Consider the following 18,296-nt stretch of genomic DNA (forward strand, 5'->3'; position numbering starts at 1 on the left):
CGGGGTGACCGGGCCGTTCGGCTCAAGCAGGCGTCCGGGCACGCCGAAGACATCAGTGCGGCTGCGACGACGCCCCGCACCGGCGACCGCCGCCCCTGACCCTGGAGACACCCGTGATCCGTCTGACGCGCCTCAACGGCGAGCACTTCGTGCTCAACGCCGATCTGATCCAGCGCGTGGAGGGCCACCCCGACACCGTCCTCACGCTCGTCGACGACACGAAGTACGTCGTCACGGAGAGCGTCGACGAGGTGATCCGCGAGGTCCGCGACTACCGCGCCGGCATCCAGGCGATGGCCTTCCAGATGGACCGGGGCACGTACCGCCCGCCCATCGCCCCCGACCTGCAGGGCGCCGAGAACTCCTCGGTCGTGCCCTTCCCGAGCCGAGAAGAGCGCTGACCCATGGATCCCGCCACCCTGATCGGGTTCGTCATCTCGCTCATCGCCCTGGTCGTCTTCATGATCCTCGAGGGCGCCGACCCGACCTCGCTGATCTTCCTCCCGGCGATCGTCCTCGTCGTCGTCGCGACCTTCGGTGCGGCAGCGGCCAGCCAGACGATGAGCGACCTCACGAAGATCCCGGGGTGGTTCAAGATGGCCGTGCTGCCGGCCAAGGTGCCGCCGCCCACCGAGAACATCCAGATCCTGGTCGGCCTGGCCGAGAAGGCCCGCAAGGAGGGACTGCTCGCCCTCGAGGCCGAGGTCAAGAAGGTCGACGACGCGTTCCTCCGGCGCGGCCTGCAGATGAGCATCGACGGCACCGACCCCGAGGACCTCCGCGCCGTCCTGGAGAGCGAGATCGCCGCCAAGAAGGCGGAGGACAAGGTCGCCGCCAAGTTCATGAACAACATGGGCGGCTACGCGCCGACCATCGGCATCCTGGGCTGCATCGTCGGCCTGATGAACGTGATGGGCAACCTCAGCAACCCCGAGGCGCTGGGCCCGATGGTCTCCGCGGCGTTCATCGCCACGCTGTGGGGCGTCATGGCCGCCAACTTCTGGTTCCTGCCGATGGGGGCCAAGATCACCCGGGTCAGCGAGCTGCAGGCCGCGCAGATGGAGCTGCTCGTCGAGGGCATCGCCGAGATCCAGGCGGGCACCAGCCCGCGGACCGTGCGGCAGAAGCTCACCTCCCTCGTGCCGCCCAGTGAGCGGGAGCGCGAGGCGGCATGAGCAAGAGCGCCGGCCACGGCGGGGGCAAGCGCCGGGCCAAGAAGCACGAGGAGCACGAGGAGCACGAGAACCACGAACGGTGGCTGGTGTCCGGCTTCGACATGATGACGCTGCTGTTCGTGCTGTTCGTGGTGCTCTACGCGATGAGCTCGATCGACGTGGCCAAGTTCACCGCCTTCGCCGACGGCGCCCGCGAGGGAGCCGGCGCCCCCGTCACCATCCTCAACGACGGTGCGGCCATCGACGCGCCGACCGAGAACGACAGCCCGCTCAAGCCGGTGCAGGTCGCCGAGGAAGCCGCCATCGACGGCACCGAGCAGACCGACGCGGAGAAGGCCGCCGCGGAGGCGGTGGCCGCCCAGCAGGCCCAGCAGACCGCCGCGGAGGCGCGCGGCGCGTACGACCAGCTGGCGCAGGCACGGGACGCGCTCGCCGCGGCGCTGGCCGCGGCCGGACAGCCCGCTGCCGCCCAGTTCGTCATCGACGAGCGCGGCCTGGTGGTCCACGTGGTCTCCGACCCGGTGCTCTTCGCCCCCGAGTCGGCCGCGCTGCAGCCGCAGGGGGCCGTCGTGCTCGACGCGATGGCACGGACGCTGGACACGCTGCCCAACCAGATCCGGGTGGAGGGGCACGCCAACTCGCTGCCGGTCACCCGCGGCGGCCCCTGGCCGTCGAACTGGGAGCTGTCGGCGGTCCGCGCCACCACCGTGCTCCGGCACCTGTCCGAGGTCGACGGCGTCGCCGAGGACCGGATGTCGGCGGCGGGCTACGGCAGCACCCGGCCCCTCGTGCCGGACACCGACCCGAGCTACGTGACCGTCAACCGCCGGGTCGACGTCATCCTCCTGTCCACCGCCTCGGCCGAGGCCAACGCCCTGCTACCGGGCATCGAGGCCGCCGTGCAGTCCGCTGCCCAGGCCGTCACCGCCGCCGCCGGCGGCACCACCACCGACAGCACCGCCTCCGAGGGGAGCCACCCATGAGCAGCACGAAGAAGAAGCCCGAGCCGGCCGACGACGGCGAGGAGGCCCGCGGCGGCAAGAAGAAGTTGCTGATCATCGCCCTGGTGGCCGTGCTGGCCATCGGCGCGGGGGCGTACTTCTTCCTCTTCAGCGGCAGCGGCGAGGCCGAGGCGGAGGTCGTGCCCGAGGCCGGCAGCGTCGTCCTGAACGTCGAGCCGGTGGCCATCAACCTCGCCGGGGGCAGCTACCTCAAGCTGGGCATGGCGCTGCAGTTCTCCCTCGCCTACGACGAGGCCGCCGGCGGCGGCCACGGTGGCGGGGCGACGCCGGACGGCTCCAAGGCCCTCGACATCGCGATCGCCCAGTTCTCCGGCGCGGCGCTGCCCGACGTGCAGAACAACCGCGAGGCCATGAAGGCGACCCTGGAGCACGCGATCATCGAGGCCTACCACGGGGACGTGTACGAGATCTACTACACGGAGTACGTGACCCAGTAGAAGGAACCCCCTTCCCCCCAGCACTCGCAAGCTCGTGCTGGGCCCCTGTGAGGGGGCGTCCCTGCACCTCGGGGGCTTCCACCAGCCACAACCCGGACCAGCCGGTGCCGCTCTCCGCGGCACCGGCTGGTCCGCTCCGGTCAGGGTCGGCCCGCCGCCCGCCGATGAGGACATGCGTGAGCCTGTCCGACACCGTGGCCGAGGCGCCGCCCGTCCCCCGGGGCCCCGACGGGCAGGGGCGGGCCCGGCGACGGGAACCGCGCACCTACGACTTCCGTCGGCCGACGAAGCTCTCCCGTGAGCACGTCCGCATCCTGCAGATCGCCCAGGAGTCCTTCGCCCGCCAGGCGACCACCACGCTGACCTCCTTCCTGCGCACCGGCGCCCGGATGGAGCTGGTCGGGATCGAGCAGTTCTCCTACGACGACTACATCGCCACCCTGCCGCCCTCCTACTTCCTGGCGGTCTTCACCCTCGAGCCGCTCCCCGGCAAGGGCGTCCTCGCCTATCCGCTGGACACGGCCATGGCGATGGTCGACCACATGCTGGGCGGCTCCGGCGGCGACGAGCAGCCCAACAGGCCGCTGACCGGGATGGAGTCCGCCCTCACCGGGCACCTGATCGAGCGGCTCCTCGGCGAGCTGGCCGAGGCCTTCGCGGCCATCACGCCGCTGCAGCCGGTCCTGGACGGCGTCGAGTACAACCCGCAGCTGGCCCAGGCCGCCTCCGGCTCGGAGACGGTCATGGTCGCGACGTTCGGCATGCGGATCGGCTCCCGCGAGCCCGACGCGACGCTCCTGCTGCCCTTCACGTCCTTCGCCGCTGCGCTCAACAACGCCGCGTCCCCGCAGCTGTCGGAGTCCGCGCGGCACAAGCGGCAGCGGGCCTACGAGGCCCTCACCGAGCGGCTGGGCGACGTCCCGGTGGACGTGAGCGTCCGGTTCAACCCGCTCGAGGTGCCCTCGGGCGACCTGCTGTCCCTGGCCGTCGGGGACGTGCTGCTGCTGCGGCACGCCCAGGACAGCCCGCTGCAGGTCACCACGAACGACGTCACGTTCGCGCACGCCCTCCCGAGCAACCACCGGCGCCGCCTGGCCGCCGAGATCGTCCCCCACACCGCGCCCGGCGGAAAGGACCACTGATGACCACCGCCTTCGGCACCGACTCCTCGTCGGACTCCGAGACCATCGCCACCGCGGTCGCCGCGGCTGCCCAGGCCGCGGCGGCCGCACTGCCCGCCTCGCTCGACCTGCGGGCCGGGGCACCGGTCAGCGACCCGGACGCCGTGCCGCTGCCGGCCGAGCCGGGCGCCGCGGTCACCGCCGCCCTCGGCGGGGAGGTCAGCGGCGACATCGTGCTGGTCCTGTCCGCGGAGATCGTCGCGGCGCTGACCGGCTCGCCCGTGGGGCCGATGGACGTCGCCACCGCGCTGCGCCCGGCCCTGGAGGCCGCCGCCGCGGCGCTCGGCCGGGTCCGGGTCGCCGCCGAGCGCGTGGAGGACGTCCTCCCGGCCCTCGACGGCCTGCGCGACAAGGGCGTCTTCCTCGCCGTTCCGCTCGCCGCCCACGGCGAGGTGGTGGCCACCCTCGCGCTCCAGGTGACGCTGCCGCAGGTGCGCGAGCGCCGGGGCAGCCTGGACCTGCTCCGCAACGTGGCCATGGAGGTCACCGTGGAGATCGGCCGCACCCGGATGACGGTGTCCGAGCTGCTCTCGCTGCACCCCGGCGAGGTCGTCGAGCTCGACCGCGCCGCCGGTGCGCCGGCCGACCTGCTGGTCAACGGCACGCTGATCGCCCGCGGCGAGATCGTCGTCGTCGACGAGGACTTCGGGCTGCGGATCAGCGAGATCGTGACGGACGCCGGGGATCCCGGGAGGCCGACCTCATGACCGCGAGGACGACGGCGCAGCGAGCACCGCAGGGAGATGCCGGGAGCCGACAGGGCGTGAGCATCGCAGCGAGCGCCAGCGAGCGAGGAGCGGAGCGCGCGCGGAGGCGACTCATGACTCCGACCGAGGAGCGGAACGGAGGCGGAGTCGAGTCATGACGTGGATGGTCATCCGCCTGGTGCTGTCCCTGGCGTTCGTCGCCGGCGTGCTGCTGTTCGCGACCCACCTGGCGAAGAAGCGCGGGCTCGGCCAGGGCAGCGGGCTGATCGAGGTCGTCGCCCGCCAGCGCATGGGCCGGACGAGCAGCGTGTCCGTCCTCCGGGTCGCCGGCCGGGTGCTCGTCGTCGGCACCACCGACGACCACGTCACCCTGCTCACCGAGGTCGACGACGAGGACCTGGACGCCGCGCTCGCCGCGCAGGGCGGCCCCGCACTGCCCGGCTCGGCGGCCGAGGGGCACGCACCCCGGGCAGGCCTCGCCGCCCGCACCGGGTCCGGTCCGCTCGCCGGGTCGGTCCTGGACCGGGGCACCTGGACGTCGGTCGTCCAGGAGCTGCGGGAGCGGACGGTCCGGCGGTCATGACCCTCGCCCTCCGACCCCGGCGCCCGTGGCTGCTGCTGGCCGTCGCGCTGGCCGGGGCGGTCGTCGCGCTGGTCGCCCTGGTGGCGCTCGCCGGACCGGCCGCCGCCGCCCCGACCGCCCCGACCGCCCCGGTCGAGCCGACCGCGCCGATCGCCCCGGTCGTCGACAACGGCGGCGTGGACATCTCCGTCGGCGGCAACAGCCCGAGCACCGCGGTCACGCTGATCCTGGCGATCACGGTGCTGTCCATCGCCCCGTCCGCGCTGCTGCTGGTCACCTCGTTCACCAAGATGCTCGTGGTGCTCTCGCTGACCCGCAACGCGCTGGGCCTGGCGACCGCACCGCCGAACCAGGTCCTCACCGGTATCGCCCTGTTCCTCACGATCTTCGTGATGGGCCCGGTGTTCGGCGACGTCAACGAGGTCGCCGTCCAGCCCTACCTGAGCGGCGCGGTGACCGCCACGCAGGCCTATGACGCCGGCGTCGAGCCGCTGAAGACCTTCCTGCTGGACAACACCCGCGACGAGGAGCTCGAGCTGATGGTCGGGCTCTCCGGCGAGGAGAAGCCGGCCGACGCCGAGGCGGTGAGCATGCTGACCCTGATCCCGGCGTTCGTGCTGTCGGAGCTGAAGTCGGCGTTCATCATCGGGCTGGTCGTCTTCATCCCGTTCCTGGTGCTGGACATGCTGGTCAGCGCCGCGCTGATGTCCATGGGCATGATGATGGTGCCGCCCACGGTGGTCGCCCTGCCCTTCAAGTTGCTGCTGTTCGTCGTCGTCGACGGCTGGTCGTTGATCACGACGGCGCTCGTCGGCTCGTACGGATGAGGCGGGGTTCGTAGACATGTCCGATGCAGACGTCACCGAGATCGCGACCCAGACGATGATCGTGGCGGCCAAGGTGGCCGCTCCCATCCTCCTCACCGCCCTGCTGGTCGGCTTCATGATCTCGCTGTTCCAGGCAGCGACCCAGATCCAGGAGCAGACCCTCTCCTTCGTCCCGAAGATGATCGCCGTCGCCATCGCCATGGTCGTCACCGGCAACTGGGTGCTCTCGGAGCTGGTGTCCTTCACCAACCACCTCTTCGAGTCGCTGCCGCGGTTGCTCGGCAAGGGCTGAGCCGCGGTGGACCTCCAGGTCCCCTCCGTCACCCTGGCCGCGCTCCTCCTGGCCACCGTGCGGGCCGCGGGGTTCGTCATCATGGCGCCGCCGTTCAACTCCCCCGGGATCCCGGCCGCGGTCAAGGGCGCCCTCTCCCTGGCGTTCTCCCTGGTCGTCTTCCCGCAGCTCAGCGAGCAGATCCCGGAGGTCACGGCGGGGTTCCTGATCATCGCGGCGCTCACCGAGGCGATCATCGGGGCGGCGCTGGGCCTCGTCGTCCAGGTGCTGTTCACCGCCGTCCAGATGGCCGGCGACATCATCGACCTGGCCGGCGGGTTCTCCCTCCAGCCGGCCTTCGACCCGCTGTCGATGACCAGCCACTCGGCGATCGGCAAGCTGCACTACCTGCTGGCCGTCACGCTGCTGTTCACCAGCGGCGGGCACCTGATGCTGGTGCGCGGGTTCGTCACCTCCTACCAGGGCATCCCGGTCGGCGGGTCGATCCCCACCGACCAGATCGGGTCGGCCCTGGTGACGGCGTTCTCGATGATGTTCCTGGCGGCGCTGCAGATCGCCGGGCCGATGGTGGCCGTGCTGCTGCTCGCCGACATCGCCCTGGCGCTGCTCACCCGGGCGGCGCCGGCGCTCAACGTCTTCGCGATCGGCTTCCCGGTCAAGATCATGATCACCCTGGTGCTCCTGGGCCTGACCTTCCCCCTGCTGCCGCCCGCGCTGGACTCGCTGATGGACACCGCGGTGCAGGCCATGACCGCGTTCCGGAGCGGGTGACATGGCCAAGGACGGGCCGGGCGGGGAGAAGACAGAGAAGCCGACACCGAAGAAGCTCAAGCAGGCGCGCAAGGACGGGCAGATCCCGCGGACCCAGGAACTGGGCACCTGGGTCGGCGCCGCGGCGGCGAGCTTCCTGCTGCCGATGCTGGTGGGCAACGCGTTCACCTCCGTCCAGGAGCTGTTCCTGCACGTGGGCACGGTGGTCGAGCGCCCCGATCCGGCACAGCTCTCGGTGCTCCTCGGGCAGGCGCTGGGCGTCTTCCTCGCCGCCGTGCTGCCGCTGGCCCTGGGGATGATGCTGGTCGGCACGGTCGCCTCCGTGGCCCAGGGCGGCGTCACCCTGTCCGCGAAGGGGCTCAAGCCCACGCTGGGCAAGTTCAACCCGCTGCCGGGCCTGAAGCGGATGTTCGGCACGCACGGCGTGTGGGAGGCGATCAAGGCGGTCATCAAGACCGCCGCCATCGGCGTGGTCATCTACACGACGTCGGACAACGCCCAAACGCTGGTCTCCGCCTCCGGGTCGCTGCCGCTGTCGGAGATCACCCGGGTGTGCGCCGACTCGGCGGTGCTCATGTTCCGCGTCGTCGGCCTCACCGGCCTGGCCATCGCGCTGGCCGACTACATGGTCGTGCGGCACCAGACCATGCAGAAGCTCAAGATGAGCCGCTACGAGATCGAGCAGGAGCACAAGCAGTCCGAGGGCGACCCGCACATGAAGGCCGCGCGCCGGGCCACCCAGTTGGCCATGTCGCGCAACCGGATGATGGCCGAGGTCGCGGAGGCCGACGTCCTGCTCATCAACCCGACGCACGTCGCCGTCGCGCTGAAGTACGAGCCGCAGAAGGGCGCGCCCCGGGTCGTGGCCAAGGGCGCCGACGAGATCGCGACGAAGCTGCGCGAGCGTGCCCAGGAGGCCGGCGTGCCGATGGTCCAGGACATCCCGCTGGCCCGCGCGCTGCACGCCAGCTGCGAGCTCGGCCAGGAGGTGCCGGCGCAGCTGTTCACCGCCGTCGCCCGGGTGCTGGCCTTCGTCATGCAGCTGACCTCCCGGGGCGTGCGCGGCGGCGTCCACCGCCCCGGCTTCGAGCCGCCGGACACCGTGGACCTGCCCCGCGCCGGGCGTCGCCGCCAGCCACCGGCGTCCAACCTCGTGAGGCAACTGGAGCGCCAGTGACGGGCGGGACGACGCCCCGCCCCGGTCCCGGTGCCGACCGGTTCCCGCCCTGCCGAGAAGACCCGTACGGGGCGCTGCGTGCACCCCCGGTCACCAGCGTCACCGGCACAGGAACGAGGTCTCGTGGGCAAGCTGACGAAGGCAGCCGTCCCCATCGGGGTCGTCGCGATCGTCCTCATGCTGGTCGTGCCGCTGCCCGCGCCCGTGCTGGACCTCCTGCTGGGGCTGAACATCGTCGGCTCGCTGCTGATCCTCCTGGTGTCCATGCAGATCAAGCGGCCGCTGGACTTCGCCGTCTTCCCGTCGCTGGTCCTCATCGCCACGCTGATGCGGCTGGCGCTGAACGTCTCCTCCACCCGCCTGGTGCTCACCGACGGGTACGCCGGCAAGGTCATCGAGGCCTTCGGGCACTTCGTGATCGGCGGCTCGCTGATCGTCGGCCTGGTGATCTTCGTGATCCTCACGATCATCCAGTTCGTCGTCATCACCAACGGTGCCGGCCGGGTCGCCGAGGTCGGCGCCCGATTCACCCTCGACGCCATGCCGGGCAAGCAGATGGCCATCGACGCCGATCTGAACGCCGGGCTGATCAACGAGGCCCAGGCCCGCAAGCGGCGCAAGGAGGTCACCTCCGAAGCCGACTTCTACGGCTCGATGGACGGCGCCAGCAAGTTCGTCAAGGGCGACGCGATCGCCGCGATCATCATCACGCTGATCAACCTGATCGGCGGCTTCGCGATCGGCGTCATGCAGCTCGGCATGTCGATGACCGACGCCGTCGCCACGTACTCCCTGCTGACCGTCGGCGACGGGCTGGTCTCGCAGATCCCCGCGCTGCTCATCTCCACGGCCACCGGTCTGATCGTCACGCGCTCGGCCTCCGAGGGCGACATGGGCAGCGACCTGATCAGCCAGCTGAGCCGCAACAAGATGCCGGTGCGCATCGCCGGCGGCGCGTCCCTGGCGCTGTGCCTGATTCCCGGCCTGCCCAAGCTGCCGTTCCTGGTCATCGGTGGCCTCTTTCTCTTCCTGTCCGCCCGGCTCGAGGACACGCCGGACGAGGACCCCGACGAGGTGGCCGCCGCGCAGCAGGCCGACGAGCCCCAGCCGGACTCCCCCGAGGAGATCGCGGACAAGATGCGCGTGGACCCGCTGGAGCTCGAGGTCGCCTTCGACCTGGTCGAGCTGGTCGACACCGCCCGCGGCGGGGACCTGCTGGACCGGGTGAAGGCGCTGCGCCGGAAGGTCGCGATGGAGACCGGCCTGGTGATCCCGCTGGTGCGCACCCGCGACAACCTGGACCTGCCGGCGTCCCAGTACGTCATCTGGCTCAACGGCGTCCCCGCGGCCAGGGGGACCTCCCCGGCCGGGACGGTGCTCGCCATCGGCGACCACCTCGACGGCCTGCCCGGCAAGCCCACCCGCGAGCCGGTGTTCGGCCTGCCCGCGAAGTGGGTGCCGGCCGAGCTCCAGCGGCAGGCCGAGATGGCCGGGGCCACCGTGGTCGACCGCTCCTCGGTCATCACCACCCACCTGGCCGAGGTCGTCCGGCAGAACGCCTCGCAGCTGCTCGGCCGTGAGGACGTGAAGGTCCTGGTGGAGATGGTCCGCCGCACCCACCCGGCCGTCGTCGACGAGCTCACCCCCGCGCTGCTCAGCCTGGGCGAGGTGCAGCGTGTGCTGCACGCGCTGCTGGACGAGGGGGTGTCGATCCGCGATCTGGTGCGCATCTTCGAGGCGCTGTCCCTGCGGGCCAAGAAGTCCACCGACGTCGACGGGCTGGTCGAGGCCGCCCGCGCCGCGCTCGGTGCGGCCATCAGCCACCCCTTCGTGACGCCGGACGAGCGGCTGCACGTCATCACGCTGGAGCCCTCGTTCGAGCAGCGGCTGCTGGAGGCCATCCGCCCGACGGAGGCCGGCCAGGTGCTCGCCCTCGACGGCCACACCGTCGACGCCCTGGTGCGCGGCTGCACCAACCTGCTCGACGAGGCCGACCGGATGAGCCTCTCCCCCGTCCTCGTGTGCTCACCCCAGGTCCGAGCCGCACTGTCCCGCCTGGTCCGCCAGGTCCTGCCGCGGCTGTCGGTCGTCTCGTACAACGAGGTGTCCCGCACGGCCCAGATCGAGTCCCTGGGAGTGGTGAGCGGTGCCGTCGCAGTCCGTTGAGGCAGCCACGCGTGAGGAGGCCATCGAGGCCGCGCGCGAGAAGTTCGGGCCGTCGGCGCGGATCGTCGGCGTCCGCCGGATCCGCTCCGGCGGGATGCTCGGCTTCTTCGCGACCGAGCGGTTCATCGCCGAGGTCGAGGTGAGCGCGCGGCCCGCTGCGCCTGCACCGGCCGCCGCCCGGCCCTCCCTCGACGACCGGGCGAGCGAGCTCGCCGACCTGTTCCGCAGCGGCCCGGCGGACGAGCCCGCCGTCGGCCTGTACGGGCGGGCCGGCTCCGGCCGGGTCCCCGTGGCTGAACCGGCTGCCGCCCGCACCGCTCAGGCCGCCGGGTCGCTGGGCGATGCGCTGGTCGAGCGGATGTCGGCCATCCGCACCGCTGCGCCGCGCACCGGTGGCTTCCGTGCCGCGGCGGTCGCCGACCGCCCGGCGACGTCGCGCCCCGCCCCCTCGCCGGCCCGGTCAGCGGCGGCTGCGTCCACCGCCCGGTCCGCGGCGGCTGCGTCCTCGACCGCCCGGTCCGCGACGGCGCACCCGGCGGCGTCCCGGTCGTCGGCGGCGCGTCCGGCCACCGCCCGGTCCTCCTCCGCCGCCCGCCCCGCTGGCGCACGGTCCGGAGGCGGCACCGCCAAGCCGTTCACCCCGGCCCGGCACACGCTGATGCTGTCCCCGGAGGAGCTGGCCGGGCCCGTGGCGGAGCCGGCCGTGGAGCCGGCGGGCCCGGTCGATGCGCCGTCGCCGTTCGCGGCCGCGCTGACCCGCATGGTGACCAGCGACCAGCAGGTCCGGGCCGCGGTCGACGACGCCGCCGAGGCCGCCGCCGAGGCCGCGCGCCTGCAGGCGGAGGCCGAGGCCGCCGCGGTCGAGGCCACCCGCCAGGAGGCCCAGCGCATCCAGGCCGCCGCCGCCGAGGCCGTCGCCGCCGAGGCGGCCCGCATCGAGGCCGAGCGCATCGAGGCGGCCCGCCGGCAGGCCGCCCGGATCGAGGCCGTCCGCCGGGAGGCCGCGCGGCTGGAGGCCGAGCGCATCCAGGCCGAGGCCGCAGCCGCTGCCCGGGCCGCCGAGGAGGCCGCCCGCCTGCAGGCCGAGGCCGAGGCTGCTGCCGCCGTCGAGGCCGCGCGCCTGCAGGCCGAGGCCGAAGCCGCTGCCGCCGCCGAGGCGGCCCGGATCGAGGCCGAGGCCGAGGCCGCCGCCGCCGCGGAGGCCGCCCGGCTGCAGGCCCAGGCTGCCGCGGCCGCACGTGTCCAGGCCGAGGGGGAGGCCGCCGCCGCCGCGGAGGCGGCCCGGATCGAGGCCGAGGCCGAGGCCGCCGCTGCCGCCGAGGCCGCGTGGCTGCGCGCCGAGGCGGAGGCGGCTGCCGTCGCGGAGGCCGCCCGGCTGCAGGCCGAGGCGGAGGCCGCCGCGCGCGCTGCCGCGGCCGCCGCTGCGGAAGCCGCCCGCATGGAGGCGCAGCGGCTCGAGGCCGAGCGGGCCGAGGCCGAGCGGGCCGAGGCCGCCCGGATCGAGGCCGCCCGGATCGAGGCCGCCCGAGTGGAGGCGGCCCGCGCCGAGGCCGCCCGCGTCGAGGCCATCCGGCGGCAGGCCGAGGCCGCCGCCGAGGCCGCCCGCATCCAGTCCGAGGCCGAGGCCGCCGCCGAGGCGGCGCGGCTGCAGGCCGAGGCCGCGGCCGCCGAAGCCGCCCGCCTGGAGGCGGAGGCCGCTGCCGCCGAGGAGCTCGCCGCCGCGGAGGCCCTCGCCGCCGCCGAGGCGATGACCCCCGAGGAGGTGGAGGAGGTCTCGCTCTCGATGGTCGAGAGCGTCCGTAACCTCGACCAGGAGCGCGCCGACCTCGTCGAGGAGGTGCTCGCGGCCAACGGCAGCGGCCGTGGCCGGCACCGTTTCCCGGAGGACCTCGCCGACGACCGGGAGGCGGTGGCCGTCGCCGAGGCGACCGCGGTGATCGCCGCCGTCGCCACCGGTGAGCTCGCCGTCCAGCCGCCCGCCCCGGCCACCGCGCTCGCGGCCGAGCAGGTGCGCGACGTCCCGGAGCCGTGGCTCTACGACGACGGCACCCAGCACACCGACGCCTACGGCAACGCCTACGACACCGGGACGTACAGCTGGACCGACCCGTGGGGTCCGGCCGCCGCGGCCCCCCTCGTGGTGGACGCGGTCGTGGTGGAGGACACCCCTGCCGACCCGTTCCCGGTGACCGGCCCGGCGACCGCCGAGGCGGAGGCGGTCGTGTCCGCCTCGCTCGTGCGGACCGCCAGCGACCCCGCCCCCCTGCCGCTGGACGCCACGACGTTCTTGCCGGCGCTGTCGCTGATGCCGCCCAGCACGGGCGGTGCGACGAGCGGCCGCCCCGCGGTGCCGCCGGCCCGCCGGGGACGCCCGCCGGTCCCTGCGCCGCGGCCGAACGGCCGGATCGCGGAGACCCAGCCCACGCCGCTGCCCGCGGTCTCCGGGCCGGCCACCGGTGCCGGCCGGTCCGCCGACCCGGGGACCCGGCTGGCGACCGTGACCCGGCTGGTCCCGCAGCACGCCCGGACCCTCGTGCCGATGCACCCGCACGGCCCGGACGAGCTGCTCCTGCGGCTGCTGACGCTGGGTCTGCCCGGCTTCCTGCTCGGGGACGACTTCACCGCCGACGTCGCCGCGCACGGGGTGTACGCCGCGCTGACCCGGACCCTGGCCGACCGGCTGCCGCCCGCCCCTCAGGCGCCCACCGAGCCCGGTGAGGTGCTGCTGGTCGTCGGCCCCGGCGCGGAGACGCTGGCCGCGGCCCGGTCGCTGGCCGTGTCGCTGCACCTGGACCCCGAGACGGTGCAGTGGGCGTCCTCCGGTGCGCTGGCCGGACTCGCCCCCGAGCACAGCCGGATCACCTCACTGGAGACCGCGCTCGTCCGCCGGCGGGAGAGCACCTCGGCCGGGCGGGTCACCGTCGTCGCCGTGGACGCGCCGCTGCGCACCGCCGGGGGTCCCTGGCTGGAGCACATGCTCTCGGTCTGGGCGCCCACCGCGGTCTGGGCGCTGCTGGACTCGACGCGCAAGCCCGAGGACCTCGTTCCCTGGCTGGAGGCGATGCCGCGGGTCGACGCCGTCGTCGTGCAGGACACCGACGCCACCGCTGACCCGGCCGCCGTTCTCAACCATGTCGGCATCCCGATCGCCCTCGTCGACGGCGCCCGGGCCACGGCGCACCGCTGGGCCTCGCTGCTGTGCGAGCGCCTGGAGGAGATGCGCGGATGATCAGCCCGCTCCGCGGGGACGTGCTGCTCGTCGGCTTCGTGCTGGCGATCCCCGTCCTGCTGCTCGGGCTGCGGGGCGACATGGCACTCGCGGAGGTCGTCGCCCGGCTGCCGTGGTGCCTCGGGGCGGCCTGGGCGGCGGTCGCGCTGGTGCGGTGGGCCAGCACGCCGCGTCCGCAGGCGCCGACCCGTCGCGCGCCGGCCGAGGAGGAGCCCCGCCCCAGCGCCTGAGGCCGAGCCGGTGCACCACAGCGCCCCTCATTGCACGGTGATCACCCGCGCTGCAGCACGGGCAACGCGACGCAAGAGCGTGCAGTGCGGCGTCCACAGTCGATCCGCTCGTCCACAGAGTGCCGAGGGAGCCGCCGCGAGCCTAGCCGTGCGGCCACGTGGGCCGGTGAGCACCGGAGCCGAGCCCACGTGGCTGGTCCTGCAATCGCAGGCGCTGACCGACGACGAGATCAGGCGCCGGCGACGGCAGGGCGGGTGGTCGACCCTGCAACGCGGCGCCTACCTGCCGGGCGTCGAGCAGCCGGGAGGACGCCCTGCGGGACGAGGGGTGGGGCAAGGTGCGGTGCATCTGGGCCGACCTGGCCACGCCGTCCGCCCTCGTGGCCCGCTGGACCCGCGCCCCCGGGCGCGGGCCGCGCTGATCCCGCATCGCACGCTCTTCGTCCGCGTTGCTCCTGCCGCAGCTCGTGCAGAGCGCACAGAAGGCGTGCAATGCGGGCACGGCCCGCCCGGGCGTCAGAGCGGGAGGTCCTCCAGCATCTCGGTGACCAGGGCCGCGATCGGCGAGCGCTCCGAGCGGGTCAGGGTCACGTGCGCGAAGAGCGGATGCCCCTTGAGCGCCTCGATCACCGCGGTGACGCCGTCGTGCCGGCCCACCCGCAGGTTGTCCCGCTGCGCCACGTCGTGGGTCAGCACGACCCGCGAGTTCGTGCCCAGCCGGGACAGCACCGTGAGCAGCACGCCGCGCTCCAGCGACTGCGCCTCGTCGACGATCACGAAGGAGTCGTGCAGCGACCGGCCGCGGATGTGGGTGAGCGGCAGGACCTCGATCAGCCCGCGTGCCAGGACCTCGTCGAGCACTGCCGGGGACACCAGGGCACCGAGGGTGTCGAACACCGCCTGGGCCCAGGGCGCCATCTTCTCGCCCTCGCTGCCGGGCAGGTAGCCGAGCTCCTGGCCGCCGACCGCGTACAGCGGCCGGAAGATGACCACCTTCTTGTGCGCCCGCCGCTCCATGACCGACTCCAGGCCGGCGCACATCGCCAGCGCTGACTTGCCCGTCCCGGCCCGCCCGCCGAGCGACACGATCCCGACGTCGGGGTCGAGCAGCAGGTCCAGGGCGATCCGCTGCTCGGCCGAGCGCCCGTGCAGCCCGAACGCCTCCCGGTCGCCGCGGACCAGCCGGACGTGCTTGTCCGGGGTCACCCGGCCCAGCGCGGAGCCGCGCGCGGACAGCAGCACGAGCCCGGTGTGCGTGGGCAGCTCCGCGGCGGCGGGCACGAACACCGAGCCGGTGTCGTAGAGCGCCTTGATCTCGGACTCCTCGAGCGCGAGCTCGGCCATGCCCGTCCAGCCGGCGTCGATGACGCCCGAGTCGCGGTACTCCTCGGTCGCCAGCCCGACGGCGGCGGCCTTGACCCGCAGCGGGACGTCCTTGGTGACCAGGCAGACGTCCCGGCCCTCGGACCGCAGGTTCAGCGCGACGACCATGATCCGGCTGTCGTTGCTGTCGCTGCGGAAACCGGCCGGCAGCGCCGACGGGTCACTGTGGTTCAGCTCGACGTGCAGCGTGCCGCCCTGGTCGCCCACCGGGATGGGCGCGTCGAGCCGCCCGTGCTGCACCCGCAGGTCGTCGAGCTTGCGCAGCGTCTGCCGCGCGAACCAGCCCAGCTCGGGGTGGTCCCGCTTGGCCTCGAGCTCCCCCACCACGACCAGGGGGAGGACCACCTCGTGCTCGGCGAACCGCAGCAGCGCCCCCGGGTCGGAGAGCAGCACGGAAGTGTCGAGGACGTAGGTGCGGCGGCTTGTGCTCACGAGTCGGCTCCCCTGGGGCACACGGCGCGCCCCGGCTCGAAGGTGGCCGGGTCCCGGCGCAGGGGCCGGGACGCGGCCCCTCTGGTCGACGACGCGCTCGTCACCACCACCGGGCCTCCCGTGGACGGCGAGGCGGGCTCCCCGTCCACCGCGGACGTTAGGCCCTCCCACCGACAGGAACATCCCCTTGACACGCCAACGGGTGACACGTGAGGCGTCGTTCTCCAGCCGGACTCCTGCCGGAAACGTCGGACGGCGAACCCCGGCCCAGCACGCCGGGGACGATGGGGAGCGCGGCGGCGGGCGACGTCTCGGGGCTCAGCCGTCCCGGCGAGGCCGGGCGGCGACCGCGGCCCAGGCGACGGGGACCAGCAGCACCGGCCACTGCACGGACAGGTCGCCGAACCGGAGCACCCCGAGCAGCAGGAACAGGAACAGCCAGCCCGCCGTCCAGAGGCCCAGCCGACGGCACCGCGCGGGGTCGCGGCCCCTCACGCCGGTGCGGCGGCGAGCTCGGCGGTGACGACGGCCGGGGTGAGCGGCTCGTCGAGCAGCCGCAGGAAGCGGTCGGCGACGGTCTGGTCCGCGGGCCGCGCGTCCAGCCACCGGCTGAGCAGGGCGTGGCCCTCGACGTAGGTCGAGATGTAGGCCCGCCACAACGGGTCGGTGAGGAAGCGCAGCTGCTGCGCGGCGCGGTCGTGGCTGACCAGCGCCCAGCGCTGCAGGTGGGCGATCACCTCGTCGGCGTCCGCGCCGCGGTCGTGCAGCAGGACGGCGGCGTCCTGGCGCACCCGGTTCAGCGGTGCGGCGGCCGTCGCGATCCGCTCGGCGAGCTCGCCGTCGAACCGCAGTCCCAGGTCACCCAGGACCTCCGCCGACCACGCGCCCCACCGGTCGCCGATCGCGGCGTCGACACCGAGGTCGGCCAGGCCCTCGGCCATCAGGCACTCCGGGGTGTTGACCAGGAAGACGGTGTGCTCCAGTTGCCGGTCGCGCTCGACCAGGCCACGCTCCTTGCGGCAGTGCTCGGTGTGGTGACCGGGATAGGACTCGTGCGCCACCAGGTGCGGCAGCTGGCTCAGCCGGTGCGGCAGGTCGGCGTTGATCGCCACCCGGGACCGGTAGTCGCCCTCGTAGTAGTTGAACCCCGACCACGGCTTGTCGGTGACCACCTCGTAGCGGACCGTCTCGACCTCGGGCAGTCCGTACTGCCCGCGGACCCGGTCGCGCAGCGCGGAGGACAGCGCGTGGACGGCGACCTCCAGCCGCTCCGGCGGGCACTCCTCGCGCCGCCGGTACCGCGCGTACCGCTCGGTGAGGGTGCCGCTGCCCGGCAGGAGCCGGCCGAGCTCCTCGTGCGCGACGGCGTACTCCGCGGGGTCGCCGAGCTCGACCGAGACCTGGAAGTAGGCGCGCACCTCGTCGAGGTAGCCGACCGGCTCGCCGCCCATCCTGCGGGCCGTGCACTCCAGCCCGGTGAGCTGCCCGCGCAGGTAGGCGGTGCGGTCGGCGGGCAGCGCGGTCGAGTCCAGCTCGGCGAGCAGCGCGCGGGCCTGGTCGCGCAGCTGGGTGGGCGTGGGCGCCGGCTCGTTCCCGACCTGCGCCCGCAGCCGGGGGTCGCCGGTGTAGGCGTCGACGAAGCCGGGCTCGAGCCGGTCGAAGCGGAGTCCCAGCCGCACGTACTCGAGGGGGACGTCGACCGCGCCGGCTGCCATGTCCCGGAGTCTGTCAGCCGGGCCCTCAGCCGCCGAGCATGCGGGGCCACTTCCGCCCCGGCTCCGCTCCTCGGTCGCCGGCGCTCCCTGCGATGCTCACCGCGGCGTCAGCCGCCGAAACGGCGGTGCCGGGCCGCGTAGTCGCGCAGTGCCCGCAGGAAGTCCACCCGGCGGAAGTCCGGCCAGTACACGTCGGTGAAGTGGAACTCGGCGTTGGCCGTCTGCCATAGCAGGAAGCCCGACAGCCGCTGCTCGCCGCTGGTGCGGATGATCAGGTCGGGGTCGGGCTGGCCGCGGGTATACAGGTGCTGGGCGATGTGCTCGACGTCGAGGACCTCGGCCAGCTCGTCCAACGTCGTCCCCCGCTCGGCGTGCTCGGCCAGCAACGAGCGGACCGCGTCGGCAATCTCCCGGCGGCCGCCGTAGCCGACCGCGAGGTTCACGGTGGCCCCCGGCCGGCCGCGGGTGCCCTCCTCGGCCTGCTTGAGGACGGCGGCGGTCTCGGGCGGGAGCACCTCCAGGGACCCCACCGCCCGCAGCTGCCACCGCCGGTCCGGGCCGGCCAGGTCGCAGGCGACGTCCTCGATGATCCGCAGCAGCGGCGTCAGCTCCGCCTCCGGCCGGGATAGGTTGTCGGTGGAGAGCAGGAAGATCGTGACGACCTCGACGCCGACCTCGTCACACCACCCGAGGAAGTCCACCACCGTGACCGCACCCTTGCGGTGCCCGTCGTTGACGTCGTCCAGGCCACTGGCCCGCGCCCACCGGCGGTTGCCGTCGGCGAGGACCCCGACGTGCCGCGGGATCTCGGCTCCCACGAGCTCGCGGGCGAGGCGGCGTTCGTACAAGGTCGTGAGGACGCCGCGGACCTGAGCACGCACCCCCACGTCCTGAAGGGTAGGCGGCGCCCGGATTCCTGCCGAGTCGGGCGCACCGAGCGCGTCCGCACGGTCACAGTGCCGCACGTGG

Annotated in this window: 18 protein-coding genes; 14 read left to right on the forward strand and 4 right to left on the reverse strand. The window is 73.7% G+C overall.

What is annotated here, in order from left to right; translation table 11 throughout:
• Window positions 1-113: 113 nt before the first annotated feature.
• The 14 genes from HK417_RS08650 (at window position 114) to HK417_RS08715 (ending at window position 13,797) form a co-directional block, all read left to right on the forward strand.
• Window positions 114-401, forward strand: coding sequence for a flagellar FlbD family protein (locus HK417_RS08650; RefSeq protein WP_222265412.1), 288 nt, complete (start codon window positions 114-116; stop codon window positions 399-401).
• 3 nt (window positions 402-404) lie between these two features.
• A complete protein-coding gene (locus HK417_RS08655; protein ID WP_222265414.1) occupies window positions 405-1,175 on the forward strand; it encodes a motility protein A in 771 nt (256 codons plus the stop codon).
• Entirely contained in the window at window positions 1,172-2,158 is a 987-nt protein-coding gene (locus HK417_RS08660; RefSeq protein WP_222265416.1) for an OmpA/MotB family protein, read from the forward strand. The genes HK417_RS08655 and HK417_RS08660 overlap by 4 nt, the downstream gene beginning before the upstream one ends.
• Window positions 2,155-2,634 (forward strand): flagellar basal body-associated FliL family protein, encoded by a 480-nt coding sequence (locus HK417_RS08665; protein ID WP_222265418.1) that lies wholly within the window; start codon window positions 2,155-2,157, stop codon window positions 2,632-2,634. The genes HK417_RS08660 and HK417_RS08665 overlap by 4 nt, the downstream gene beginning before the upstream one ends.
• A gap of 176 nt (window positions 2,635-2,810) precedes the next feature.
• Window positions 2,811-3,776: a flagellar motor switch protein FliM gene (locus HK417_RS08670; protein WP_308123458.1), complete on the forward strand. Its 966-nt coding sequence runs from the start codon at window positions 2,811-2,813 to the stop codon at window positions 3,774-3,776.
• The gene (gene fliN / locus HK417_RS08675; RefSeq protein WP_222265422.1) at window positions 3,776-4,522 is read left to right on the forward strand and encodes a flagellar motor switch protein FliN; all 747 of its coding nucleotides are present in this window, start codon (window positions 3,776-3,778) and stop codon (window positions 4,520-4,522) included. Before HK417_RS08670 ends, fliN begins: the two co-directional genes overlap by 1 nt.
• A 154-nt stretch (window positions 4,523-4,676) precedes the next feature.
• Entirely contained in the window at window positions 4,677-5,105 is a 429-nt protein-coding gene (locus HK417_RS08680; RefSeq protein ID WP_222265423.1) for a FliO/MopB family protein, read from the forward strand.
• Window positions 5,102-5,932 carry a flagellar type III secretion system pore protein FliP gene (gene fliP, locus HK417_RS08685; protein ID WP_222265425.1) on the forward strand — a complete coding sequence of 277 codons (831 nt, stop codon included), beginning with the start codon at window positions 5,102-5,104 and terminating at the stop codon, window positions 5,930-5,932. Before HK417_RS08680 ends, fliP begins: the two co-directional genes overlap by 4 nt.
• A gap of 16 nt (window positions 5,933-5,948) precedes the next feature.
• Window positions 5,949-6,224 carry a flagellar biosynthesis protein FliQ gene (fliQ, locus tag HK417_RS08690; protein WP_222265427.1) on the forward strand — a complete coding sequence of 92 codons (276 nt, stop codon included), beginning with the start codon at window positions 5,949-5,951 and terminating at the stop codon, window positions 6,222-6,224.
• A 6-nt stretch (window positions 6,225-6,230) separates the two neighbouring features.
• On the forward strand, window positions 6,231-6,995 hold the full coding sequence (gene fliR, locus HK417_RS08695; protein WP_222265429.1) for a flagellar biosynthetic protein FliR: 765 nt from the start codon (window positions 6,231-6,233) through the stop codon (window positions 6,993-6,995).
• A gap of 1 nt (window position 6,996) precedes the next feature.
• On the forward strand, window positions 6,997-8,172 hold the full coding sequence (locus HK417_RS08700; protein ID WP_222265431.1) for an EscU/YscU/HrcU family type III secretion system export apparatus switch protein: 1,176 nt from the start codon (window positions 6,997-6,999) through the stop codon (window positions 8,170-8,172).
• Window positions 8,173-8,295: 123 nt separating this feature from the next.
• On the forward strand, window positions 8,296-10,338 hold the full coding sequence (gene flhA / locus HK417_RS08705) for a flagellar biosynthesis protein FlhA (RefSeq protein WP_222265433.1): 2,043 nt from the start codon (window positions 8,296-8,298) through the stop codon (window positions 10,336-10,338).
• Window positions 10,319-13,567 carry a hypothetical protein gene (locus tag HK417_RS08710; RefSeq protein ID WP_222265435.1) on the forward strand — a complete coding sequence of 1,083 codons (3,249 nt, stop codon included), beginning with the start codon at window positions 10,319-10,321 and terminating at the stop codon, window positions 13,565-13,567. Before flhA ends, HK417_RS08710 begins: the two co-directional genes overlap by 20 nt.
• Window positions 13,564-13,797: a hypothetical protein gene (locus HK417_RS08715; protein WP_222265437.1), complete on the forward strand. Its 234-nt coding sequence runs from the start codon at window positions 13,564-13,566 to the stop codon at window positions 13,795-13,797. Before HK417_RS08710 ends, HK417_RS08715 begins: the two co-directional genes overlap by 4 nt.
• A gap of 516 nt (window positions 13,798-14,313) precedes the next feature.
• Here HK417_RS08715 and HK417_RS08720 read toward each other — a convergent pair.
• From HK417_RS08720 to HK417_RS08735, 4 genes are all read right to left on the reverse strand, one after another.
• On the reverse strand, window positions 14,314-15,612 hold the full coding sequence (locus HK417_RS08720) for a PhoH family protein (RefSeq protein WP_222265439.1): 1,299 nt from the start codon (window positions 15,610-15,612) through the stop codon (window positions 14,314-14,316).
• Window positions 15,613-15,930: 318 nt separating this feature from the next.
• The gene (locus HK417_RS08725) at window positions 15,931-16,107 is read right to left on the reverse strand and encodes a hypothetical protein (RefSeq protein ID WP_222265441.1); all 177 of its coding nucleotides are present in this window, start codon (window positions 16,105-16,107) and stop codon (window positions 15,931-15,933) included.
• Window positions 16,104-17,327, reverse strand: coding sequence for a DUF885 domain-containing protein (locus HK417_RS08730; RefSeq protein WP_222265443.1), 1,224 nt, complete (start codon window positions 17,325-17,327; stop codon window positions 16,104-16,106). The genes HK417_RS08725 and HK417_RS08730 overlap by 4 nt, the downstream gene beginning before the upstream one ends.
• Before the next feature lie 107 nt (window positions 17,328-17,434).
• Entirely contained in the window at window positions 17,435-18,214 is a 780-nt protein-coding gene (locus HK417_RS08735; protein WP_308123459.1) for an isoprenyl transferase, read from the reverse strand.
• Window positions 18,215-18,296: the final 82 nt, after the last annotated feature.

Origin of the sequence: Modestobacter marinus (assembly GCF_019799945.1) — a bacterium.
GTDB classification, from domain to species: Bacteria; Actinomycetota; Actinomycetes; order Mycobacteriales; family Geodermatophilaceae; genus Modestobacter; species Modestobacter marinus_B.

Coding starts and splice junctions, on each gene's coding strand:
- HK417_RS08655 (WP_222265414.1), top strand. CDS start 405: ATGGATCCCGCCACCCTGATCGGGTTCGTCATCTCGCTCATCGCCCTG.
- HK417_RS08660 (WP_222265416.1), top strand. CDS start 1,172: ATGAGCAAGAGCGCCGGCCACGGCGGGGGCAAGCGCCGGGCCAAGAAG.
- HK417_RS08665 (WP_222265418.1), top strand. CDS start 2,155: ATGAGCAGCACGAAGAAGAAGCCCGAGCCGGCCGACGACGGCGAGGAG.
- fliN (WP_222265422.1), top strand. CDS start 3,776: ATGACCACCGCCTTCGGCACCGACTCCTCGTCGGACTCCGAGACCATC.
- HK417_RS08680 (WP_222265423.1), top strand. CDS start 4,677: ATGACGTGGATGGTCATCCGCCTGGTGCTGTCCCTGGCGTTCGTCGCC.
- fliP (WP_222265425.1), top strand. CDS start 5,102: ATGACCCTCGCCCTCCGACCCCGGCGCCCGTGGCTGCTGCTGGCCGTC.
- fliQ (WP_222265427.1), top strand. CDS start 5,949: ATGTCCGATGCAGACGTCACCGAGATCGCGACCCAGACGATGATCGTG.
- HK417_RS08700 (WP_222265431.1), top strand. CDS start 6,997: ATGGCCAAGGACGGGCCGGGCGGGGAGAAGACAGAGAAGCCGACACCG.
- HK417_RS08715 (WP_222265437.1), top strand. CDS start 13,564: ATGATCAGCCCGCTCCGCGGGGACGTGCTGCTCGTCGGCTTCGTGCTG.
- HK417_RS08730 (WP_222265443.1), bottom strand. CDS start 17,327: ATGGCAGCCGGCGCGGTCGACGTCCCCCTCGAGTACGTGCGGCTGGGA.